Source organism: Pseudomonas baetica (assembly GCF_002813455.1).
In the GTDB taxonomy this organism is placed as follows: domain Bacteria; phylum Pseudomonadota; class Gammaproteobacteria; order Pseudomonadales; family Pseudomonadaceae; genus Aquipseudomonas; species Aquipseudomonas baetica.
On sequence record NZ_PHHE01000001.1, the window covers coordinates 5,532,767 to 5,551,343 of the forward strand.

Below are 18,577 nucleotides of genomic sequence, written 5' to 3' on the forward strand. Positions count from 1 at the left end.
GCGCTGAAACGGATCCAATGAGCTTATGCCTGAAGCACTTGGGATGCCTGCCCAGCCGATCAACGGCGCATCGTCAATTTAATGCTGCGACCTGCACAGTTTCATTCACGGCGTGTCCCGAACTGTCCCTGTGTCGCGTCCTGCACTGCGCCTAGAATGATCGCTCTTGTCAGCAGGCTTCGGGGTTCGCATGCATATTTCATCGGGTCGCTGGGTGTACGGCTTGTTCCTGGCGCTGCTGACGGCGTTTCTGTGGGGCATCCTGCCGATCAAACTCAAACAGGTGTTGCTGGTGATGGACCCGGTCACGGTGACCTGGTTTCGCCTGCTGGTGTCCGGCGGTTGCCTGTTCATTTATCTGGCGTCGACCAAACGCCTGCCGAGCCGCAAAGTGCTCGGCCCCAAGGGTGGCTGGCTGGTGCTGATGGCGGTGCTCGGGCTGGTGGGGAACTACGTGCTGTATCTGATGGGGCTCAACCTGTTGAGCCCCGGCACCGCGCAGTTGGTGGTGCAGATGGGACCGATCATGTTGCTGATTGCCAGTCTGTTTGTGTTCAAGGAGCGCTTCAGCATCGGCCAGGGCATGGGGCTGGCGGTGTTGTTGATCGGTTTTGTGTTGTTCTTCAATCAGCGGCTGGCGGAGTTGCTGACCTCGCTCTCGGATTACACCGCCGGCGTGCTGCTGGTGTTGTTGGCATCGACGGTCTGGACGTTTTACGCGCTTGGGCAGAAGCAATTGCTGACGGTGTGGAATTCGTTGCAGGTGATGATGGTGATTTATCTGTTCTGCGCGTTGTTGCTGACGCCGTGGGTGCATCCGCTTGAAGTGTTGCAGTTGAGTCCGCTGCAGGGCTGGCTGCTGTTGGCGTGCTGCATGAACACCCTGATCGCTTATGGTGCGTTCGCCGAGGCGCTGGCGCACTGGGAGGCATCGCGGGTCAGTGCGACGCTGGCGATTACGCCGCTGGTGACGTTTGGCGCGGTGGTGATTGCCGCCGGGGTCTGGCCGGAATATGTGCATGCCGAGCAGATCAATGGCCTGGGTTATGGCGGGGCGGTGCTGGTGGTGCTGGGGTCGGCGCTGGTGGCGTTGGGGCCGTCGTTGATTGCCGGGTTGAAGGCGCGGCGCATGCGTATGGCAGCAGGTTAACCGCGTCATCGTTCTTCGCGAGCAAGCCCGCTCCCACATTTGAGCGTAATCCCATGAGAGGAATGCATTCGAATGTGGGAGCGGGCTTGCTCGCGAAGACTGACTTTCAGTCGCTACAAACCTCAGCCCTTGGCGCCAGCCTCGATCATGTTCTCCGGCCGCACCCACGCATCAAACTGTTCATCGGTCAGATACCCCAGCTGCAGCGCCGCTTCTCGCAAGGTCAGCCCTTCGCTGTAAGCCTTCTTGGCGATTTCCGCCGACTTGTCGTAACCGATGTGCGGGTTCAGCGCGGTCACCAGCATCAGCCCGCGTTCCAGATGTTTGGCCATGACTTCGGCGTCTGGCTCAAGACCGGCAATGCAATGCTGCTGGAAGTTGCTGCAGCCATCGCCGAGCAGGCGGATCGATTGCAGCAGGTTGTGGATGATCACCGGTTTATAGACGTTCAACTGCAAGTGACCCTGGCTCGCGGCAATGCCGATTGCCACGTCGTTGCCCAGCACCTGGCAGGCGAGCATCGACAGCGCTTCGCACTGGGTCGGGTTGACCTTGCCGGGCATGATCGAGCTGCCCGGTTCGTTGGCTGGCAGTCTTACTTCGGCAAAACCTGCGCGCGGGCCAGAACCCAGCAGACGCAGGTCGTTGGCGATTTTCATCAATGCCACGGCGAGGGTCTTCAGGGCGCCGGACAGACTGGTCAGCGGCTCATGCCCGGCCAGCGCGGCGAACTTGTTTGGCGCGGTGACAAACGGCAGGCCGGACAACGCCGCCAGTTCCGCCGCAATCGCCTCACCGAAGCCATGCGGTGAATTCAGTCCGGTACCGACCGCAGTGCCGCCCTGCGCCAGTTCACACACCGCCGGCAGTGCAGCACGGATCGCTCGCTCGGCGTAATCGAGCTGCGCGATGAAGCCGGACAGCTCCTGACCGAAGGTGATCGGGGTGGCGTCCATCATGTGCGTGCGCCCGGTTTTCACCAGTTTCATGTGCCGCGCGGCGAGTTCGGCCAGGCCGCCGGACAGCTCGGCAATCGCCGGCAGCAGTTGTTCCTGCACGGCTTTGACCGTGGCGATGCTCATGGCGGTGGGGAAGCAGTCGTTGGAGCTCTGCGAGCGGTTGACATGATCGTTCGGGTGCACCGGCGTTTTGCCGCCGCGCGGGTTGCCGGCCAGTTCGTTGGCGCGACCGGCGATCACTTCGTTGACGTTCATGTTGCTCTGGGTGCCGCTGCCGGTCTGCCAGACCACCAGTGGGAACTGGTCATCGTGCTGGCCGTCGAGCACTTCGTCGGCAGCTTGTTCGATCAGGCGGGCGATGTCGGCGGGCAGGTCGCCATTGCGGTCGTTGACCCGGGCGGCGGCTTTCTTGATCAGGGCCAGGGCGTGCAGTACCGGCAGCGGCATGCGTTCCTGGCCAATGGCGAAGTTGATCAGCGAGCGTTGCGTCTGAGCACCCCAGTAGGCGTCGTCCGGGACTTCGATCTGGCCCAGGCTGTCGGTTTCGATACGGCTCATCGTGCACACTCCTGTTGGTCTGTTTGCGCTGGTTAGGCCAGGTCTGGCCCAGGTGGTTCCATCAATCCGATTGTTGACCGGTCAAACCCCGCCAATCAAGCGCGGCAAGGCTCGGGGGTTGAGCCATAGCGTTTGTTAGGCGCAGAATGGTCGCCCTTGGGGTTTTACCTCGTTAGCTAGAAAAGGAAACTCGATGACTCGTCTTCGTGCCATCTGTACCGCGGTTGCACTGGTTTGCGCCAGCGGCCAGGTGCTTGCCGATACCGCCAGCCACAATGCCAGTGCCGAAGCTTTCCTGACCCTGGCGCACGCTGACAAACTGGGCACTCCGGTGTACATGCAAGTGCAGCAAATGTTTGCTCAGCGTTTTGAGCAGACCAAAGCCCCGGAATCCAAGAAAGCCACGCTGGAAACCTACCAGGCCAAGGCCAACGCCGCCCTGGATCAGGCCATCGGCTGGAACAAGCTCAAGCCCGACATGGTCAAGCTCTACACCAGCAACTTCAGCGAATCGGAGCTCAAAGACCTGGTCGCTTTCTACAAGTCGCCACTGGGCAAGAAAGTCCTGGAAAAAATGCCGCAGCTGACTCAGCAATCGGCTCAGATGACCCAGGCCAAACTGGAAAGCGCGGTACCGGTAGTCAACAAGCTGCTGGAAGACATGACCAACGAGCTGGCCCCGAAAGGCGCTGCTCCGGCCAAGAAAAAGCCGTAAGCGGAGTTCGTGATGACCATGCAACAACGCATTGAATCGACGCTGGCGCTGCTTCAGCCCGAACACCTGCAAGTGCTGGACGAAAGCCACATGCACAGTCGCGGGTTACAGACCCACTACAAGGCTGTGGTGGTCAGCGCGCAGTTCGACGGCCTGAACCGGGTCAAGCGCCACCAGAAAGTCTACGGCACGCTCGGCGAGCTGATGGGCGAGTTCCATGCGTTGGCGCTGCACACCTACACCCCGCAGGAATGGGCAGAGATCGGCGCCGCTCCGGCGTCGCCGACCTGTGCTGGCGGTAGCAAACATTAAGATCAAAAGATCGCAGCCTGCGGCAGCTCCTACAGGTGGCTGCCGCAGAGGGTGATGTTTTTTGCTAGAATCCGCAACGCGCCGCTTACCCGGCGCGTTTTTTTTCGTATCCGGTTCACCCTTTGCGAGGGTAGCCACCTGGAGAAATACCCATGACACAACCGATTGTCGTGGCGGCACTGTATAAGTTCGTCACCCTCGAAGATTACGTCAACCTGCGCGAGCCGCTGCTGCAAGCGATGGTCGACAACGGCATCAAAGGCACCCTGCTGATCGCAGAAGAAGGCATCAACGGCACGGTTTCCGGCACGCGCGAAGGCATCGATGGCCTGCTCGCCTGGCTCAAGAACGATCCGCGCATGATCGACATCGATCACAAAGAGTCGTACTGCGACGAGCAGCCGTTTTACCGCACCAAAGTCAAACTCAAGAAAGAGATCGTCACCCTCGGTGTCGAAGGCGTCGACCCGAACAAAAAGGTCGGCACCTACGTTGATCCGCAAGACTGGAACGCGTTGATCAGCGACCCTGAAGTGTTGTTGATCGACACGCGCAACGATTACGAAGTGTCGATCGGCACCTTCGAAGGCGCCATCGATCCGAAAACCACCAGTTTTCGCGAATTCCCCGACTACATCAAAGAGCACTTCGATCCGGCCGTGCACAAGAAGGTCGCGATGTTCTGCACCGGCGGCATTCGTTGCGAGAAAGCCTCGAGCTACATGCTGGGCGAGGGTTTCGAAGAGGTTTACCACCTCAAGGGCGGCATTCTGAAATACCTCGAAGAGGTGCCGCAGGAAGAAACCAAGTGGCAGGGTGACTGCTTTGTGTTCGACAACCGTGTGACTGTGCGTCACGACCTCAGCGAAGGCGACTACGATCAATGTCATGCCTGCCGCACACCGGTCAGCGTTGAAGATCGCACCTCCGAGCATTACGTGGCTGGCGTCAGTTGCCCGCACTGCTGGGACACGCTGAGCGAGAAAACCCGCCGCAGCGCCATCGATCGGCAGAAGCAGATCGAACTGGCCAAGGCGCGCAATCAGCCGCATCCGATCGGCTACAACTACAAGCAAGCATCCTCCGAGGCTTAACCATGTCTGCGCGCCTGCTCTATGTGATGGATCCGATGTGTTCCTGGTGCTGGGGGTTTGCTCCGGTGGCCAAGGCACTGGTTGAGCAGGCGCAAGCAGCCGGGGTCGAGCTGCATCTGGTGGTCGGCGGCTTGCGCACCGGCAGCGGCGCTTCGCTGGAGCCGACCACTCGACGTTACATTCTCGAACACTGGCAAGCGGTCACCGAGGCCACAGGCCAAGCGTTCAAGTTTGAGGGGGCGTTGCCTGACGGTTTCGTCTATGACACCGAGCCTGCCTGCCGCGCGATTGTCACCGCGCGCAGCCTGGCGCCGGATTGCGCGTGGAAACTGGTCGGGCTGATCCAGCAGGCGTTTTACGCTGAAGGTCGCGATGTCACCCAGGCCAGCGTGTTGGTCGAGCTGGCAGAACAGGCGGGTGTACCGCGCATCGAATTTGCCGCGTTGTTCGATCATGCTGATCAACACAAAGCCACTCAGGCCGATTTCAGCTGGGTGCAGGACCTCGGCATCGCCGGTTTCCCGACCTTGCTCGCCGAACGCAATGGCCAACTTGCGCTCTTGACCAACGGCTATCAGCCGCTCAGCGAACTGTCGCCATTGCTCGGCCGATGGCTGGAGCGCGCGGCCTGTGTCTGACCCGGCCGATGACACGCCAGCCGTCAAGCGCGTCGACCGGCTGAGCTGGGCAGAAGTCCGGCGTCTGGCACTGCATCACAAAAAATCCCTGTGGATCGCCAACGGCGTGGCCGTGCTGGCGACGCTGTGCAGTGTGCCGATTCCGTTGTTGCTGCCATTGCTGGTGGACGAAGTCCTGCTCGGCCATGGCGATGCGGCGCTGAAAATCATGAACCATGTGTTGCCGACGATGTGGCAGCAAGCAGCGGGTTATATCGGCCTGATGCTGCTGGTGACGTTGACCCTGCGTTGCAGTTCATTGTGTTTTGGAGTGTTGCAGTCGCGGCTGTTTGCGCGGCTGGCCAAGGACATCGTCTATCGCATTCGGGTGCGCCTGATCGAGCGCCTGAAACGGATTTCCCTCGCTGAATACGAAAGTCTGGGCAGCGGCACGGTCACCACGCATCTGGTCACGGATCTGGACACCCTCGACAAATTCGTCGGTGAAACCCTCAGCCGGTTTCTGGTGGCGATGCTGACACTGGTCGGCACCGCGAGCATCCTGATGTGGATGCACTGGAAACTGGCGCTGCTGATCCTGTTGTTCAATCCGCTGGTGATCTACGCCACGGTGCAGTTGGGCAAACGCGTCAAACACCTGAAGAAGCTGGAGAACGACAGCACGGCGCGCTTCACTCAGGCATTGAGCGAAACGCTCGATTCGATTCAGGAAGTGCGCGCGGGCAACCGTCAGGGTTATTTCCTCGGCAGGCTCGGTTTGCGCGCGCAGGAAGTGCGTAACTACGCGGTCAATTCGCAGTGGAAAACCGACGCCTCCAATCGCGCCAGTGGCTTGCTTTTTCAGTTCGGCATCGACATCTTCCGCGCGGCGGCAATGCTCACCGTGCTGTTCTCCGACCTGTCGATCGGCCAGATGCTCGCGGTGTTCAGTTACCTGTGGTTCATGATCGGCCCGGTGGAACAATTGCTCAATCTGCAATACGCCTACTACGCGGCGGGGGGCGCATTGGCGCGGATCAACGAATTGCTGGCGCGGGCCGATGAGCCGCAGTATCCGGGCGGTGTCGATCCGTTCAAGGGCCGCGAAACCGTGGGCATCGAGGTGCAAGGCCTGTGCTTCGGTTATGGCGATGAACTGGTGCTGGATCAACTGAAGCTGTCCATTGCTCCCGGCGAAAAAGTTGCCATCGTCGGTGCCAGTGGCGGCGGCAAAAGTACCTTGGTGCAATTGCTGCTGGGCCTGTATACGCCGTTGGCCGGGACCATCCGCTTTGGGGGTTCGACCCAAGAGGAAATCGGCCTGGAGACGATTCGCGAGAACGTTGCCGTGGTGCTGCAGCATCCCGCGCTGTTCAACGACACCGTGCGCGCCAACCTGACCATGGGCCGCACCCGCAGTGACGAAGCTTGTTGGCAGGCACTGGAAATCGCCCAGCTCGACGCCACCATCCGTGCGTTGCCGCAAGGCCTGGACAGCATCGTCGGGCGTTCCGGCGTGCGTCTGTCTGGCGGCCAGCGCCAACGGCTGGCAATTGCGCGGATGATCCTCGCCGAACCGAAAGTGGTGATCCTCGATGAAGCCACCTCGGCCCTCGATGCCGCCACTGAATACAACCTGCATCAAGCGATGGCGCGGTTCTTGAGTGGCCGTACCACGCTGATCATTGCTCACCGTTTGTCAGCGGTGAAGCAGGCGGACCGGGTGCTGGTATTCGATGGCGGGCAAGTGGCCGAGGATGGCGGTCACCAGCAACTGATCGCCGATGGCGGCTTGTACGCCAAGCTTTATGGGCATTTGCAGCGGATGTAAGTCATCCCCACAACACCTTCAACCCATCCACTGCTCCGTCATAAGCAAATTCTTTGAGAACTACCGCGCAGCTGTTGCACGGCGACAGGGTAGTGGCCACGTCAATCGACTTGATCATCTTGTTGTCCGGGTACTTTTGCCGGAGCACGCTGATCAGCTTGGCTTCGCTGTCCAGTGAAGTCGGTCGGCTGGTGAGTTTCGCGGTATAGGCATTGACGTCCTTTATCGTATGCGGGATGGCCAGAAGCTTTCCGTCAGGCGAGACGTTTAGCGACGTCCTGGCGAATGTCTGGCCGGCATCGACGTTGAAGTACGTGATGTCGTTGACGTTGATGCTGTCCGAACGGCCCAATGGTTCGAACAAGGGCAATTTCCCGGTCAGCCCTTGCCCGCCTGAAACACTGACATAAACCTCGCGCTTGCCGGTCGAGGTCACAATGTCGGCACAGGCGATATTTCTGGGGTTTTCGGTTTGAAATTTCCGCGGCAGCAGTCGTTGAAGTTTTAGCATCGACTGATTGATTTTCAGATCACTGTTCGCCGTCACGTTGACGACTTTCTCGGAGAATAAGGTATCGAAGATTTCTGCGGTTTTCTTGCGCAAGGCTTCTGGAGCGTCCTTGCTGCGGGACCAGGACGCTGCTCCGGTCTCAAGTTTGCTGACAATCATGCGTGTGGAATGATCGAACATCACCGCTTCTGCCGGACTGGTGTCGACCTTGAGCAGTTTGAGTGTATCCGGCGGTGTGATATGGTCGCCGATGGGAATGGCTATTTCATCCATGGTTTTCAACGCGTGTTCGATTTGTTCAACCCCGTGGATGCGGGCGATGTTATTGGCATTGAGCGATCCGGTATAAACCGTCTTCAACTCCTCTACCAAGTCTGAGCTGACAGCCCTGTTCAATGTAAAGCTATCGGGAATAGCAACTGCAAGGCGTTCGTTGATATAAAAGTCGCCATCGCTCAGTCGGGTAAAGACATAGTGTTTTGAGTTGTCTTTCGCCGTCACGAGGATCGCACCCACTTCCAGGGTATCGAACTTACCCCCCTGTTCGTAGGGCAGGTTGACCTTGATTCGAGCAAAAATGCCTTGTTGTAATTGCAGTGAGGCATCGAGCGACTTGTAGCGTTTGATGGCGCTTGTCCACAACGGTTGTTTGCGGATGGCCGGGCTATAAATAATGTCACCAAACCAGGGGGCCCAGCCTTTTGTTTCATCGATAGGGTTTTCTGGCAGTGGGGCCGGATCTCGGGTGACATAAACGGTTTTGCAAACGGCGTCCGGAGCACGGCGCACCCGGCACGGCAGGGCTTTGAACCGTGCCTGATCATTGATCATGTCGGCGCGGCGCAGTTGATTGCCATCCAGTCGATAGGGCGTGCCATCAATCAGCATTGTGGTGCTGCCATCGACTTCAAGCAGGTCGTGAATACGGGCGTGTTCTGGAACCTCTGTCACCACGCGGGACTGGTCAAGAGGCTGGGTCTTGAAGGTTGACCGGCCTTGCACAAAGTTTTTGCCGTGGCGGCTCAGGCGGGGGCCGTAGGGTAGAGACGTTACAGGATCCACCAAGTGAAAGCGCTGAAGGTCCACAGTGCTGGTATTGCGCACCAGCACATCGTCGATGCCGTTGATCGTTGCCAGTTGATCACCTGGGGTCAGCGGCCGCCAGCGCCCGGGATCGACGGCCTGGGGCAGGTTGTGATTGAGCCGGTAACTGTCGGTGTGTGCCAGTTTTCTGAATGGGCGAATACCCAGCTGGCTAGTGATTTTCAGGCCCTTCCAGGCGCCATTGCCCAACATCTTCAGCAACGGCCGGACGCCGCCCAGTGGGTTGAGATTTTTCAACGAGCTGATCAGCAGGTTACTCGCCAGCTTTGAAAACGCAGGCAGGCTGGCTTTGAGTGCAAGGTGCGAGGCTCCGGTGGCCACCCTGATCAAACGCACGCACCCTGAGAGGAATTTGCCGATGGGTAACACGAAGCCAACGACTTCCAGACCCAGCCCGATGCTGCCCCTGATTATCCTGAAAGTATCGCCCGATGCGATGTCCTCTATGTTGCTCCAGAACGGCACTGTTTGTTTGACCCGCTCCATGGCCAACTCTTTAAGAAGCACAATCGGCTCTGGTCGGTCGCGCAGGGTGTCAAATGTGGTTATGCCGCGAGCGCGGGCATGTAATGCCTTTTCGTCTACGTAGAGGAAATTCGACGCGATGTAGTCGGCCACGGTGTCGAGTCGCGGCAGTGGGGGCGTTACTTCAGGTTGCGCAGGCGCGGCGTCAGGTACTTCGCCTAGGCTGGACAGGATCGCTACGCAATACGCGCCTTCGACAGGTGGCTTTCCATCCAGGTGCGCGGACCAGTCCAGCCGCAACGACATGCTGAGATCAAGCGCAGTTGATTGCCCCGGAACAGGCGTGTGAAACGCAATATCCTCGACTACACCGTAGGATGTATGGGTCACCCGCAAGGTGGGTCGGCAACGAATGAAACCAGCGCTGGGGATGAGTTCGTAGTAGGTGATTTTCTCACCCTGAATAACCTGTAGCACAAAACCTTTCCTTGCCCGGACCTGCTCCTTGTCTTTGGATTTCTTCGAAAGCAGGCTCAGTACGCGCACTTTGCCCTGCTCCAGCGCCTGACGGTCGGCCAGTGGCAGTGAGTTTAGCAGGCTGCTAATCAGGGTTTTATAGGCGTTGCGGATACTTGAAAGGTGTTTTTTGAAGTCGCTTTCAAACTGATTGTTGATTTCCGGCAACGTGTTTTGCCTGCCGTAAAAAAACTGCTGCCGGTAAACGCCTGATAGGTCCTTGCGCTGCGACTGAACGCCGCGCTGGTGGTCGACGCTGATCCAGTGGTCGGTGCGTGTCTTGCCATCGGCAGCGGTGACAAACCATTTTTTTCCACTGTCGAACTGCCCGTCGGCATACACATCGAGGAAGGCGTGCCCCGGCACTTTGAATGAGGGGCTGTCCATGAACCGATTGCTGTCGTGCTCGTCAGCCAGTAATTTGCGCCCGTCCGATTCGAAGGCTGCCGCACCGAACAGACGATCTTTAGCCTCTTTGGCCATGTTCATTCTGTCAGGGCACGGTAGTGTCAGTGCGAGCACCGCCTGCGTCAGGCGTTCGTTGTGACTGTCCAGCGCGGTGATCGCCACCTGCATATCATTCTGGTCGTAATCGAATGTGGGGCGTGATTGAACGATACCTTTGCAGATCGCCCACTCCAGTGCCGGTATCAAGCGCAGTCGAGCAATGTCTTGCAGTTGTTCGGGTGATGCATCGGTACTGCGTTTGAGCGGCAGATCGACCAATTGCTGAAAGGACAGCGGTTGCGATCGATCCTCGTCGGGCTCATCCGCCAAGAGCACGCCGTGCATGAAGTTCACCCACACGAGCGAACTTTTGTAGGGCAGCTCGGCCGGTATGTCGCGCACGGCGAAGTCTTTGGAAAGGCGGGTTTCGTAGACTCGGGCGAGCAGGATTGCTTCTTTGCGGTTGGCAACCCTTTGGGTGTCCAGCAGGTGTTGTTCAAAATCGGCGCGTAGCGTCTGGTAGCTTTTGCCCCAGTGGGCCGGGTCGTCCCAGCGGAATCCGGCGACTTCCTGTGGCTCATCCGCCGAGGGGGCGTGCAAATAAAGGCAGATCGCTTTGCATGCCAGTTGATGGCGTACCGATGCCGGTGCTTTCTCGCCGACGCGCGCGCCGTACCACTTGAGGGTTTTCAGCAGGCGCTCTGTCAGGTCCTCGGTACTGGCCGCACTCAGTACCTTCTGCAGGAATACGGAAGGCGTCGCACGCAGTTCATCCGCCGAGGCAGAGGCGAGCACCGAAGCGCCGAGATGGCCGATCAATGAAGGTTTGCCAGCCAGAAAGGTACGTACGGTTTCGATGATTTGCCAATGGATGCGTTTGCGCTTGAGGTCGTCGACAGTGAGGTTTTGCACAAGATCGGGCGTTTTGCGTTGCAATGCTTTGAATCGCCTTCGATCCTGAGCGTTAGGAGGCTGGACGAATTCTTCGATGTTCGGGCTGTCGTCAAGTCCGAGCGCCTGGGTGGCGCGAAACTCGGCGATGACCGGTGTGTCGGATAACGTTATAGGTGTATCGGTCATATCGCACTCCTTCGTAAGAGTCCCCAAATGGGTTCGGGGAGTCGGAATGCTCAGTAAATCGGTGTTGAAACCACCGCTGGCGGTATATATGTATGCCCCCGGCCTGTGCTGTATTGAGGCGAATCTGCGGCTTGCTCTAATCGGGATCGCCTCCTAGTCTTGGGGGGATGGTCTGATAGGGAAGAATGATCAGGCAGTGACCATGCAAGGAACCCCATGAAGCAAAAGCGGACTCTCGGAACGCCACGGCTGTTGGGCATCGTCTGGCCATTCATTGCCGTTGTGTTGTTTCAGGCGTTATTGGGGGGTGTGAGTCTCTACGTCCTGTCGGCCGTTCGCGGTTATGTCGCGGGTGAGAGTCTGTGGTCCAAGGGCCAGAAAGACGCCATCTATTATCTGAACCTGTACGCCGACAGCCGTGACGAGGCGATTTTCCTCAAGTACCAGAATGCGATTGCCGTGCCTCAGGGCGGGCATCAGCTGCGGGTGGCTCTGGATCGCCAGCCGCCGGACCTGCAGTCAGCGCGCGAGGGCATTCTCAAGGGCGGCAATCACCCGGACGATGTCTCCAGCGTGATCTGGCTTTACCTCAATTTCCGTCATTTCAGTTACCTCGAAACCGCCATCGACCGCTGGACGGTGGGCGACGCTTACCTCGTGGAGCTCGACAGCTTGGCGCGCGAAATGCACCAGCATATCGTCGCGAACGCGGCCAGTGATGCCGATATCCACCGCTGGAAAGCGCAGATTTTCGCGATCAACGACGGTGTGACTCCGGCGGCGAAAGCGTTCAGTGATGCTTTGGGCGAAGGTTCGCGGATGATCCTGCGCCTGCTGCTGGTGACCAATCTGGCCACCGCGCTGGGGCTGATCGTGCTGGCGCTGTTGCGCACCCACAAACTGCTCAAGCAACGGCATGCGTTCGCCGAGGCGCTGCAGTTGGAGAAGGATCGGGCGCATATCACTCTGCAATCGATTGGCGACGGGGTCATCACCACCGATGTGAGCGGTGCCATCGACTATATGAACCCTGCCGCCGAAGCCTTGACCCACTGGAAAGCCGAGCAGGCGGCCGGGCTGCCGCTGGCGGCCTTGTTTAACCTGCTCGACGACAACGCTCAGGCCGAAGGGCTGACGTTGATCGAGCACATTCTCAGCGGTCAGCTCAGTGGTGGCAGCGAACATTCCAGACTGATCCAGCGCCTGGATGGCAGTACGGTTTCGGTGACGCTGGTCGGCGCGCCGATCCGTAACGCCGGCAAGGTCAGTGGCACCGTGCTGGTGTTGCACGACATGACGCAGGAGCGCCAGTACATCGCCAATCTGTCCTGGCAGGCGACCCACGATGCGCTGACCGGGTTGGCCAACCGGCGTGAATTCGAGTATCGCCTTGAGCAGGCGCTGCACAACCTCACGCGCCAGGCCGGGCGCCATGCGCTGATGTTTCTCGATCTCGATCAATTCAAATTGGTCAACGATACTTGTGGCCATGCCGCTGGGGACGAGCTGTTGCGGCACATCTGCACGCTGCTGCAGTCCGGCTTGCGCGAGGGCGACACCCTCGCTCGCCTGGGCGGTGACGAGTTCGGCATTTTGTTGGAGAACTGCGCGCCGGACGCGGCCGAGAAGATTGCCGAGAGCCTGCGTCAGACTATTCAAAACCTGCACTTTGTCTGGAAGGGGCGGCCCTTCCAGACCACCGTGAGTATCGGTCTGGTGCATATCGCGCAAACCCCGACCACCCTCGAAGCCTCGCTGCGCGCTGCCGACATGGCTTGCTACATGGCCAAGGAAAAGGGCCGTAATCGGGTGCAGGTCTACCATGCCGACGATTCCGAGTTGTCCCTGCGCTTCGGCGAAATGGCCTGGGTGCAACGCTTGCACATGGCGCTGGAGGAGGACCGTTTTTGCCTGTACGCCCAGGAAATTGCGCCGCTCAAACCCGATGACAAAACGGGTGGGCACATTGAAATTCTGCTGCGCCTGCACGATGAAGCCGGCCGGATGATTTTGCCTGACAGCTTTATCCCGGCCGCCGAGCGCTATGGTTTGATGAGTCAGTTGGATCGCTGGGTAGTGCAGAACGTATTTAAGGTTATTGCCCAATGTATTAACAAAGAACATCAAACACCCTTGGCGATGTGTGCGATTAATCTTTCAGGCATTACTATCGGAGATGACGCTTTCTTACACTTCCTACAAGAACAGTTTGTTAACTATGCGATACCGCCTGAAATGATTTGTTTTGAAATTACAGAAACCAGTGCAATTTCAAATTTAGGCAGCGCTATTAGATTTATCAATGAACTCAAAGGCTTGGGTTGCTACTTTTCGTTAGATGACTTTTGTGCCGGAATGTCTTCATTCGCTTATCTGAAACATTTACCTGTAGACTTCCTGAAGATCGACGGGAGTTTCGTAAAGGATATGCTGGACGACCCGATTAACCGCGCAATGGTCGAAGTGATCAATCACATCGGGCATGTCATGGGTAAGCAAACAATTGCCGAGTTTGTTGAAACACCGCAGATCGAGCAGGCATTGCTTGAAATCGGCGTGGATTATGCTCAGGGTTATGTCATAGAACGCCCGCAGTTGTTTACCTGTGCCAGTTTGCAAAGTCGGCCCGCCAGACCGCAACCGCTGTTATTCAAAGCGCCTGGCACGTTCCGTTGAAGTCTCTTGCCGATCCTTACAATCACAAATCAAAAGGAGCCGAACAGTGATCGACACATTCAACCGAACCGGACCCCTCATGGAAGCTGCAAGTTATCCTGGCTGGGCACAACAGCTGCTTCAGGATTGCAGCGCGAGCAAGCGCCGGGTTGTCGAACATGAACTTTACTTGCGCATGCGTGATAACAAGCTCAGCGCCAAGACCATGCGTCAGTACCTGATCGGGGGCTGGCCGGTGGTCGAGCAGTTTGCGTTGTATATGGCGCAGAACCTGACCAAAACCAAATTCGCCCGCCACCCCGGTGAAGACATGGCGCGGCGCTGGCTGATGCGCAACATTCGCGTTGAACTCAATCACGCCGATTACTGGGTGCATTGGAGTCGCGCGCACGGTGTAAGTCTGGAAGATCTCCAGGCCCAGCAAGTGCCGCCGGAGTTGCACGCCTTGAGTCATTGGTGCTGGCATACCAGTTCTGCGGATTCGCTGATCGTGGCGATTGCGGCAACCAACTATGCGATCGAGGGCGCGACCGGGGAATGGTCGGCGCTTGTCTGTTCCACGGGCGTGTATGCCGCAGCGTTCCCCGAAGAAGATCGCAAGCGGGCGATGAAGTGGCTGAAGATGCATGCGCAATACGACGATGCGCATCCGTGGGAAGCGCTGGAGATTATCTGCACCCTGGCCGGCATGAACCCGAGCAAGGCCCTACAGGCCGAACTGCGTCAGGCAATCTGCAAGAGCTACGACTACATGTATCTGTTCCTGGAGCGCTGCATGCAGCTTGAGACGTCCGAGCGCTTGTTGGTCAATCGTGAGCGCAGAGTCGTAGTCGAAAGCTGATCTTTCGGCTAGTCGTAAACCAAAGTGGGAGCGAGCCTGCTCGCGAGAGGGTGTGTCAGTCAGTCGTTGATCGACTGACACACCGCTTTCGCGAGCAGGCTCGCTCCCACACGGTTTTGTAGAAGGCGGGAAGGGATCAGCCGGCCATCGCCAACCGGTTCCGCCCCTCACGCTTGGCCACGTACAACGCGCTGTCGGCGCGACGCAACAGGCTTTCTGCCGATTCCCCAGGAAGCAGGGTCGAGCACCCCAGGCTGACCGTCAGCTCGATCAACTGGCCATCGGCATAATATTCCGCCGCCTGCGCCGCATAGCGCAGCCGCTCGCCAACCATTGCCGCGGCTTCACGGCTGGTATTGGACAGCAGAATCAGAAACTCTTCGCCGCCATAGCGAAAGACCATATCGACGTTGCGCAATTGCCCCTTGATCGACGCTGCCACGGCTTTGAGCACATCATCGCCGGCACTGTGACCGTGACTGTCGTTGACCCGTTTGAAGTGGTCGATATCGAGCATCAGCACCGACAACGGTTGCAGATGCCGGCGTGACATCTCAATTTCGCGTTGCAGTGTCTGCTCCATCGCGATTCGATTGCCGGCACCGGTCAACGGGTCGCGCAGCGCGCTTTGTGTTGCGGCGCGATAGAGCAGGGCGTTGCGCATCGGGTACAGCAACGATGACAGCAGGGATTCGAGGTTGCCCTGATCCTGCTCGCTAAAACGCAGATTGCGGCGAAACACCAGTTCGCCCATGTGTTCGCCTTCATGGCTGAGGGTGTAGCTGACCGAATGGTGACCGCGAGCGCCGAACTCCAGGCGCAGATCGCTGCCCTGATGCAGATAGCTCAAGGCATCCAGCGGCACAAGACGCTGAACTTCGCGGAAAAACAGACCGAGGATTCGTTGCGGCTCAAGACTGGTTTGCAGTTGCAGGCTCAGTTGCTGGCGTAATTGCGCCAGACTGGTCGGGCGTTCCAGGAGCGGAGGCAACTGACCAAAGCCCAGGCGTTGCAATTTGGCACTGTCAAAGTCAATTGCATTGGTCTGGGAAGGTGATTTCATATGGCGTGAGCCCCTAAGCAGTAAGTCTGTCTTACAGGCTGGGTGAGAGCGGCTATGGGCTGCGCGTCATACTGATCCATCAGTCCCGTAGGACGTTTGGCGTAAGTTTAGTCTGCCTGATGACGATTAGTCAGCTATCGAATCAGGCCTGGCCCCATTGCCTTCACACGGCATGCTTTGAGGAAATTTAGAGCGAAAGTCGTGCCATTCGGTTCGTTTTTATTTAAAGCCATAAAAATCAACGGCTTGGAAATAAGGCGCGGGGAGGGGTGTTGGATATTTGACTCGATTGTGACGGTCATGAGCGGCAAATGCATGCCGCGACGGGAATCCGTCACGGCAACAAATGCGACGTATGGCACTACTGGGCGTTGAACGCCTGGCCGTTGATGCCCGTGCTGTCCGGGCCCATCAGGTACAGGTAGACCGGCATGATCTCTTCCGGGGTCGGATTGTTCAGCGGGTTTTCCCCCGGATAAGCCTGCGCGCGCATGCTGGTGCGTGTACCGCCGGGGTTGATGCTGTTGGAACGCACAGGCGCGACGCCGTCGACTTCGTCGGCCAACGTTTGCATCAGGCCCTCGGTGGCAAACTTCGACACGCCGTAAGCGCCCCAGTAAGCGCGCCCTTTGCGTCCGACGCTGCTGGAGGTGAACACCACCGAAGCATCCTGAGACAGCTTGAGCAGCGGCAACAACGTGCTGGTCAGCATGAACATGGCGTTGACGTTAACCTGCATGACGCGCATGAAGTTTTCGCCGGACAACTGCTCGATCGGCGTGCGCGGGCCAATGATCGAGGCGTTGTGCAGCAAACCGTCGAGGTGGCCGAATTCGCTCTCGATCATCGCCGCCAGTTCATCGTACTGATGGGGCAGGGCGGTTTCGAGGTTGAACGGGATCACTGCCGGTTGCGGGTGGCCCGCGGCTTCGATCTCGTCATAGACCTGCGTCAGATTGGCTTCGGTCTTGCCCAGCAGCAACACGGTTGCGCCATGCGCGGCGTAGGTTTTTGCAGCGGCCGCACCGATGCCACGACCGGCACCGGTGACCAGAATGACCCGATCCTTGAGCAATTCGGGACGAGCGGAGTAATCAAACATAAAAACCTCACAATCCATTAATAGCTAAAAGATCGTCCGAACGCGGCCCGAACCTTCGGTAGCGCCTACAGAAAATCACAATCAGTGTAGGAGCTGCCATAGGCTGCGATCTTTTGACTTTGATCAGCAACTGCAGAGCGCGCTGTCCAAAACCTTGCGCAACTCCAGCGGATGATCCACCACTACGTCCGCTCCCCAATGCCGCGGGTTGTCGTCCGGGTGAATGTAGCCGTAGGTCACTGCGGCCGTTTTGGTCCCGGCATCACGCCCCGACTCGATGTCACGCAGATCATCGCCCACAAACAGAACCGTCGACGGATCCAGATCAAGCATTTTGCACGCGAGGATCAAGGGTTCCGGATCCGGCTTGCTGTTCTTTACATGATCCGGGCAGATCAACAGTGCCGAGCGCTCGGCCAGCCCCAGCTGTTGCATGATCGGCTCGGCGAAGCGCAACGGTTTGTTGGTCACCACGCCCCAGATCAGGTTGGCCTTTTCAATGTCGGCCAGCAGTTCGCCCATGCCGTCGAACAGCTTGCTGTGCACCGCGCAGCCGACGAGGTAGCGTTCGAGGAACTCCAGGCGCAACTCCTCGAAGCCCGGCGACTCCGGGTCCATCGAAAACGTCACCGCGACCATCGCTTTGGCGCCGCCGGAAATCTCGTCGCGGATGTGCTTGTCGTTCATCGCAGGCAAACCACGATCCGCGCGCATCGCCTGGCAGATGGCGATGAAGTCCGGCGCGGTGTCGAGCAGGGTGCCGTCCATGTCGAAAAGAACTGCTCTGATAGCCATCGGCTTACTCCTCGCGCAGGGTCTGGATCATGTAGTTGACGTTAACGTCACTGGCCAGTTTGTAGTGCTTGGTCAGCGGGTTGTAGGTCAGGCCAATGATGTCCTTGACGGTCAGGCCGGCCATGCGGCTCCAGGCACCCAACTCGGACGGGCGGATGAATTTCTTGAAGTCATGTGTGCCGCGCGGCAGCAGCTTCATGATGTATTCAGCGCCGATGATGGCGAACAGGTAGGCCTTCGGGTTGCGGTTGATGGTCGAGAAGAACACCTGGCCGCCCGGCTTGACCATGCGGAAGCAGGCGCGGATGACCGACGATGGATCTGGCACGTGCTCGAGCATTTCCAGGCAGGTCACCACATCGAACTGCTCGGGCATTTCTTCGGCCAGCTCTTCGGCGGTGATCTGGCGGTACTCGACGCTGACGCCGGATTCCAGTTGATGCAGTTGCGCGACCGCCAGGGGCGCTTCGCCCATGTCGATGCCCATCACTGTGGCGCCGCGCTGGGCCATGGCTTCGCTGAGGATGCCGCCACCGCAACCGACGTCGAGGACTTTCTTGCCAGCCAGATTGACGCGTTCGTCAATCCAGTTGACCCGCAGCGGGTTGATGTCGTGCAGCGGTTTGAATTCGCTTTCGCGGTCCCACCAGCGATGGGCCAGGGCTTCGAATTTGGCGATTTCGGCGTGGTCGACGTTGCTCATGTTCAATTCCTCGAAAAACTTGAAAAAGGTTGTAGCCC

The 18,577-nt window shown here is 58.4% G+C and carries 14 protein-coding genes; 8 read left to right on the top strand and 6 right to left on the bottom strand.

Annotated elements, in window-relative coordinates; all coding sequences use genetic code 11:
* The first annotated feature begins 190 nt into the window (after window positions 1–190).
* Complete coding sequence (locus ATI02_RS25635) at window positions 191–1,150, top strand: DMT family transporter (protein WP_100847722.1); 960 nt, start codon at window positions 191–193, stop codon at window positions 1,148–1,150.
* 122 nt (window positions 1,151–1,272) lie between these two features.
* Here the strand turns inward: ATI02_RS25635 and ATI02_RS25640 are convergent, their stop codons facing one another.
* Complete coding sequence (locus tag ATI02_RS25640) at window positions 1,273–2,667, bottom strand: class II fumarate hydratase (protein ID WP_100847723.1); 1,395 nt, start codon at window positions 2,665–2,667, stop codon at window positions 1,273–1,275.
* Window positions 2,668–2,860: 193 nt separating this feature from the next.
* Here ATI02_RS25640 and ATI02_RS25645 point away from each other — a divergent pair, with 193 nt between their 5' ends.
* The 5 genes from ATI02_RS25645 (at window position 2,861) to ATI02_RS25665 (ending at window position 7,236) form a co-directional block, all read left to right on the top strand.
* The gene (locus ATI02_RS25645; protein ID WP_095189242.1) at window positions 2,861–3,382 is read left to right on the top strand and encodes a DUF2059 domain-containing protein; all 522 of its coding nucleotides are present in this window, start codon (window positions 2,861–2,863) and stop codon (window positions 3,380–3,382) included.
* A gap of 12 nt (window positions 3,383–3,394) precedes the next feature.
* Entirely contained in the window at window positions 3,395–3,694 is a 300-nt protein-coding gene (locus ATI02_RS25650; protein ID WP_064391455.1) for a BolA family protein, read from the top strand.
* Between the two features lie 152 nt (window positions 3,695–3,846).
* On the top strand, window positions 3,847–4,788 hold the full coding sequence (gene trhO, locus ATI02_RS25655; RefSeq protein WP_095189240.1) for an oxygen-dependent tRNA uridine(34) hydroxylase TrhO: 942 nt from the start codon (window positions 3,847–3,849) through the stop codon (window positions 4,786–4,788).
* A gap of 35 nt (window positions 4,789–4,823) precedes the next feature.
* A complete protein-coding gene (locus tag ATI02_RS25660; protein ID WP_170947248.1) occupies window positions 4,824–5,426 on the top strand; it encodes a DsbA family protein in 603 nt (200 codons plus the stop codon).
* Window positions 5,419–7,236: an ABC transporter ATP-binding protein gene (locus ATI02_RS25665; RefSeq protein WP_100847724.1), complete on the top strand. Its 1,818-nt coding sequence runs from the start codon at window positions 5,419–5,421 to the stop codon at window positions 7,234–7,236. Before ATI02_RS25660 ends, ATI02_RS25665 begins: the two co-directional genes overlap by 8 nt.
* Window position 7,237: 1 nt before the next feature.
* Here the strand turns inward: ATI02_RS25665 and ATI02_RS25670 are convergent, their stop codons facing one another.
* The gene (locus ATI02_RS25670) at window positions 7,238–11,359 is read right to left on the bottom strand and encodes a deaminase domain-containing protein (protein WP_100847725.1); all 4,122 of its coding nucleotides are present in this window, start codon (window positions 11,357–11,359) and stop codon (window positions 7,238–7,240) included.
* Window positions 11,360–11,575: 216 nt separating this feature from the next.
* Between ATI02_RS25670 and ATI02_RS25675 the strand changes: the two genes are divergently transcribed.
* Both ATI02_RS25675 and ATI02_RS25680 read left to right on the top strand, forming a co-directional pair.
* Window positions 11,576–14,035, top strand: a complete 2,460-nt coding sequence (locus ATI02_RS25675; RefSeq protein ID WP_100847726.1) for an EAL domain-containing protein — start codon at window positions 11,576–11,578, stop codon at window positions 14,033–14,035.
* A gap of 79 nt (window positions 14,036–14,114) precedes the next feature.
* Complete coding sequence (locus ATI02_RS25680) at window positions 14,115–14,876, top strand: iron-containing redox enzyme family protein (protein WP_371857629.1); 762 nt, start codon at window positions 14,115–14,117, stop codon at window positions 14,874–14,876.
* Between the two features lie 136 nt (window positions 14,877–15,012).
* On the opposite strand, the gene ATI02_RS25685 is transcribed toward ATI02_RS25680, so the two are convergent.
* The 4 genes from ATI02_RS25685 to ubiG all read right to left on the bottom strand — a co-directional run bounded on the left by ATI02_RS25685 (window position 15,013) and on the right by ubiG (window position 18,539).
* Entirely contained in the window at window positions 15,013–15,939 is a 927-nt protein-coding gene (locus ATI02_RS25685; protein ID WP_095189234.1) for a GGDEF domain-containing protein, read from the bottom strand.
* 361 nt (window positions 15,940–16,300) lie between these two features.
* Window positions 16,301–17,041, bottom strand: coding sequence for a YciK family oxidoreductase (locus tag ATI02_RS25690; RefSeq protein ID WP_085710824.1), 741 nt, complete (start codon window positions 17,039–17,041; stop codon window positions 16,301–16,303).
* 123 nt (window positions 17,042–17,164) lie between these two features.
* Complete coding sequence (gene mupP / locus ATI02_RS25695) at window positions 17,165–17,836, bottom strand: N-acetylmuramic acid 6-phosphate phosphatase MupP (protein WP_095189233.1); 672 nt, start codon at window positions 17,834–17,836, stop codon at window positions 17,165–17,167.
* Window positions 17,837–17,840: 4 nt separating this feature from the next.
* Window positions 17,841–18,539, bottom strand: a complete 699-nt coding sequence (gene ubiG, locus ATI02_RS25700; RefSeq protein WP_095189232.1) for a bifunctional 2-polyprenyl-6-hydroxyphenol methylase/3-demethylubiquinol 3-O-methyltransferase UbiG — start codon at window positions 18,537–18,539, stop codon at window positions 17,841–17,843.
* Window positions 18,540–18,577: the final 38 nt, after the last annotated feature.

What these genes read in the sequence shown, in the direction of transcription:
- ATI02_RS25635 (WP_100847722.1), top strand. Translation starts at nt 191, where the DNA reads ATGCATATTTCATCGGGTCGCTGGGTGTACGGCTTGTTCCTGGCGCTG.
- ATI02_RS25675 (WP_100847726.1), top strand. Translation starts at nt 11,576, where the DNA reads ATGAAGCAAAAGCGGACTCTCGGAACGCCACGGCTGTTGGGCATCGTC.
- ATI02_RS25685 (WP_095189234.1), bottom strand. Translation starts at nt 15,939, where the DNA reads ATGAAATCACCTTCCCAGACCAATGCAATTGACTTTGACAGTGCCAAA.
- ATI02_RS25690 (WP_085710824.1), bottom strand. Translation starts at nt 17,041, where the DNA reads ATGTTTGATTACTCCGCTCGTCCCGAATTGCTCAAGGATCGGGTCATT.
- ATI02_RS25680 (WP_371857629.1), top strand. Translation starts at nt 14,115, where the DNA reads ATGGAAGCTGCAAGTTATCCTGGCTGGGCACAACAGCTGCTTCAGGAT.
- trhO (WP_095189240.1), top strand. Translation starts at nt 3,847, where the DNA reads ATGACACAACCGATTGTCGTGGCGGCACTGTATAAGTTCGTCACCCTC.
- ATI02_RS25645 (WP_095189242.1), top strand. Translation starts at nt 2,861, where the DNA reads ATGACTCGTCTTCGTGCCATCTGTACCGCGGTTGCACTGGTTTGCGCC.
- ATI02_RS25640 (WP_100847723.1), bottom strand. Translation starts at nt 2,667, where the DNA reads ATGAGCCGTATCGAAACCGACAGCCTGGGCCAGATCGAAGTCCCGGAC.
- mupP (WP_095189233.1), bottom strand. Translation starts at nt 17,836, where the DNA reads ATGGCTATCAGAGCAGTTCTTTTCGACATGGACGGCACCCTGCTCGAC.
- ATI02_RS25650 (WP_064391455.1), top strand. Translation starts at nt 3,395, where the DNA reads ATGACCATGCAACAACGCATTGAATCGACGCTGGCGCTGCTTCAGCCC.
- ATI02_RS25670 (WP_100847725.1), bottom strand. Translation starts at nt 11,359, where the DNA reads ATGACCGATACACCTATAACGTTATCCGACACACCGGTCATCGCCGAG.
- ubiG (WP_095189232.1), bottom strand. Translation starts at nt 18,539, where the DNA reads ATGAGCAACGTCGACCACGCCGAAATCGCCAAATTCGAAGCCCTGGCC.
- ATI02_RS25660 (WP_170947248.1), top strand. Translation starts at nt 4,824, where the DNA reads ATGTGTTCCTGGTGCTGGGGGTTTGCTCCGGTGGCCAAGGCACTGGTT.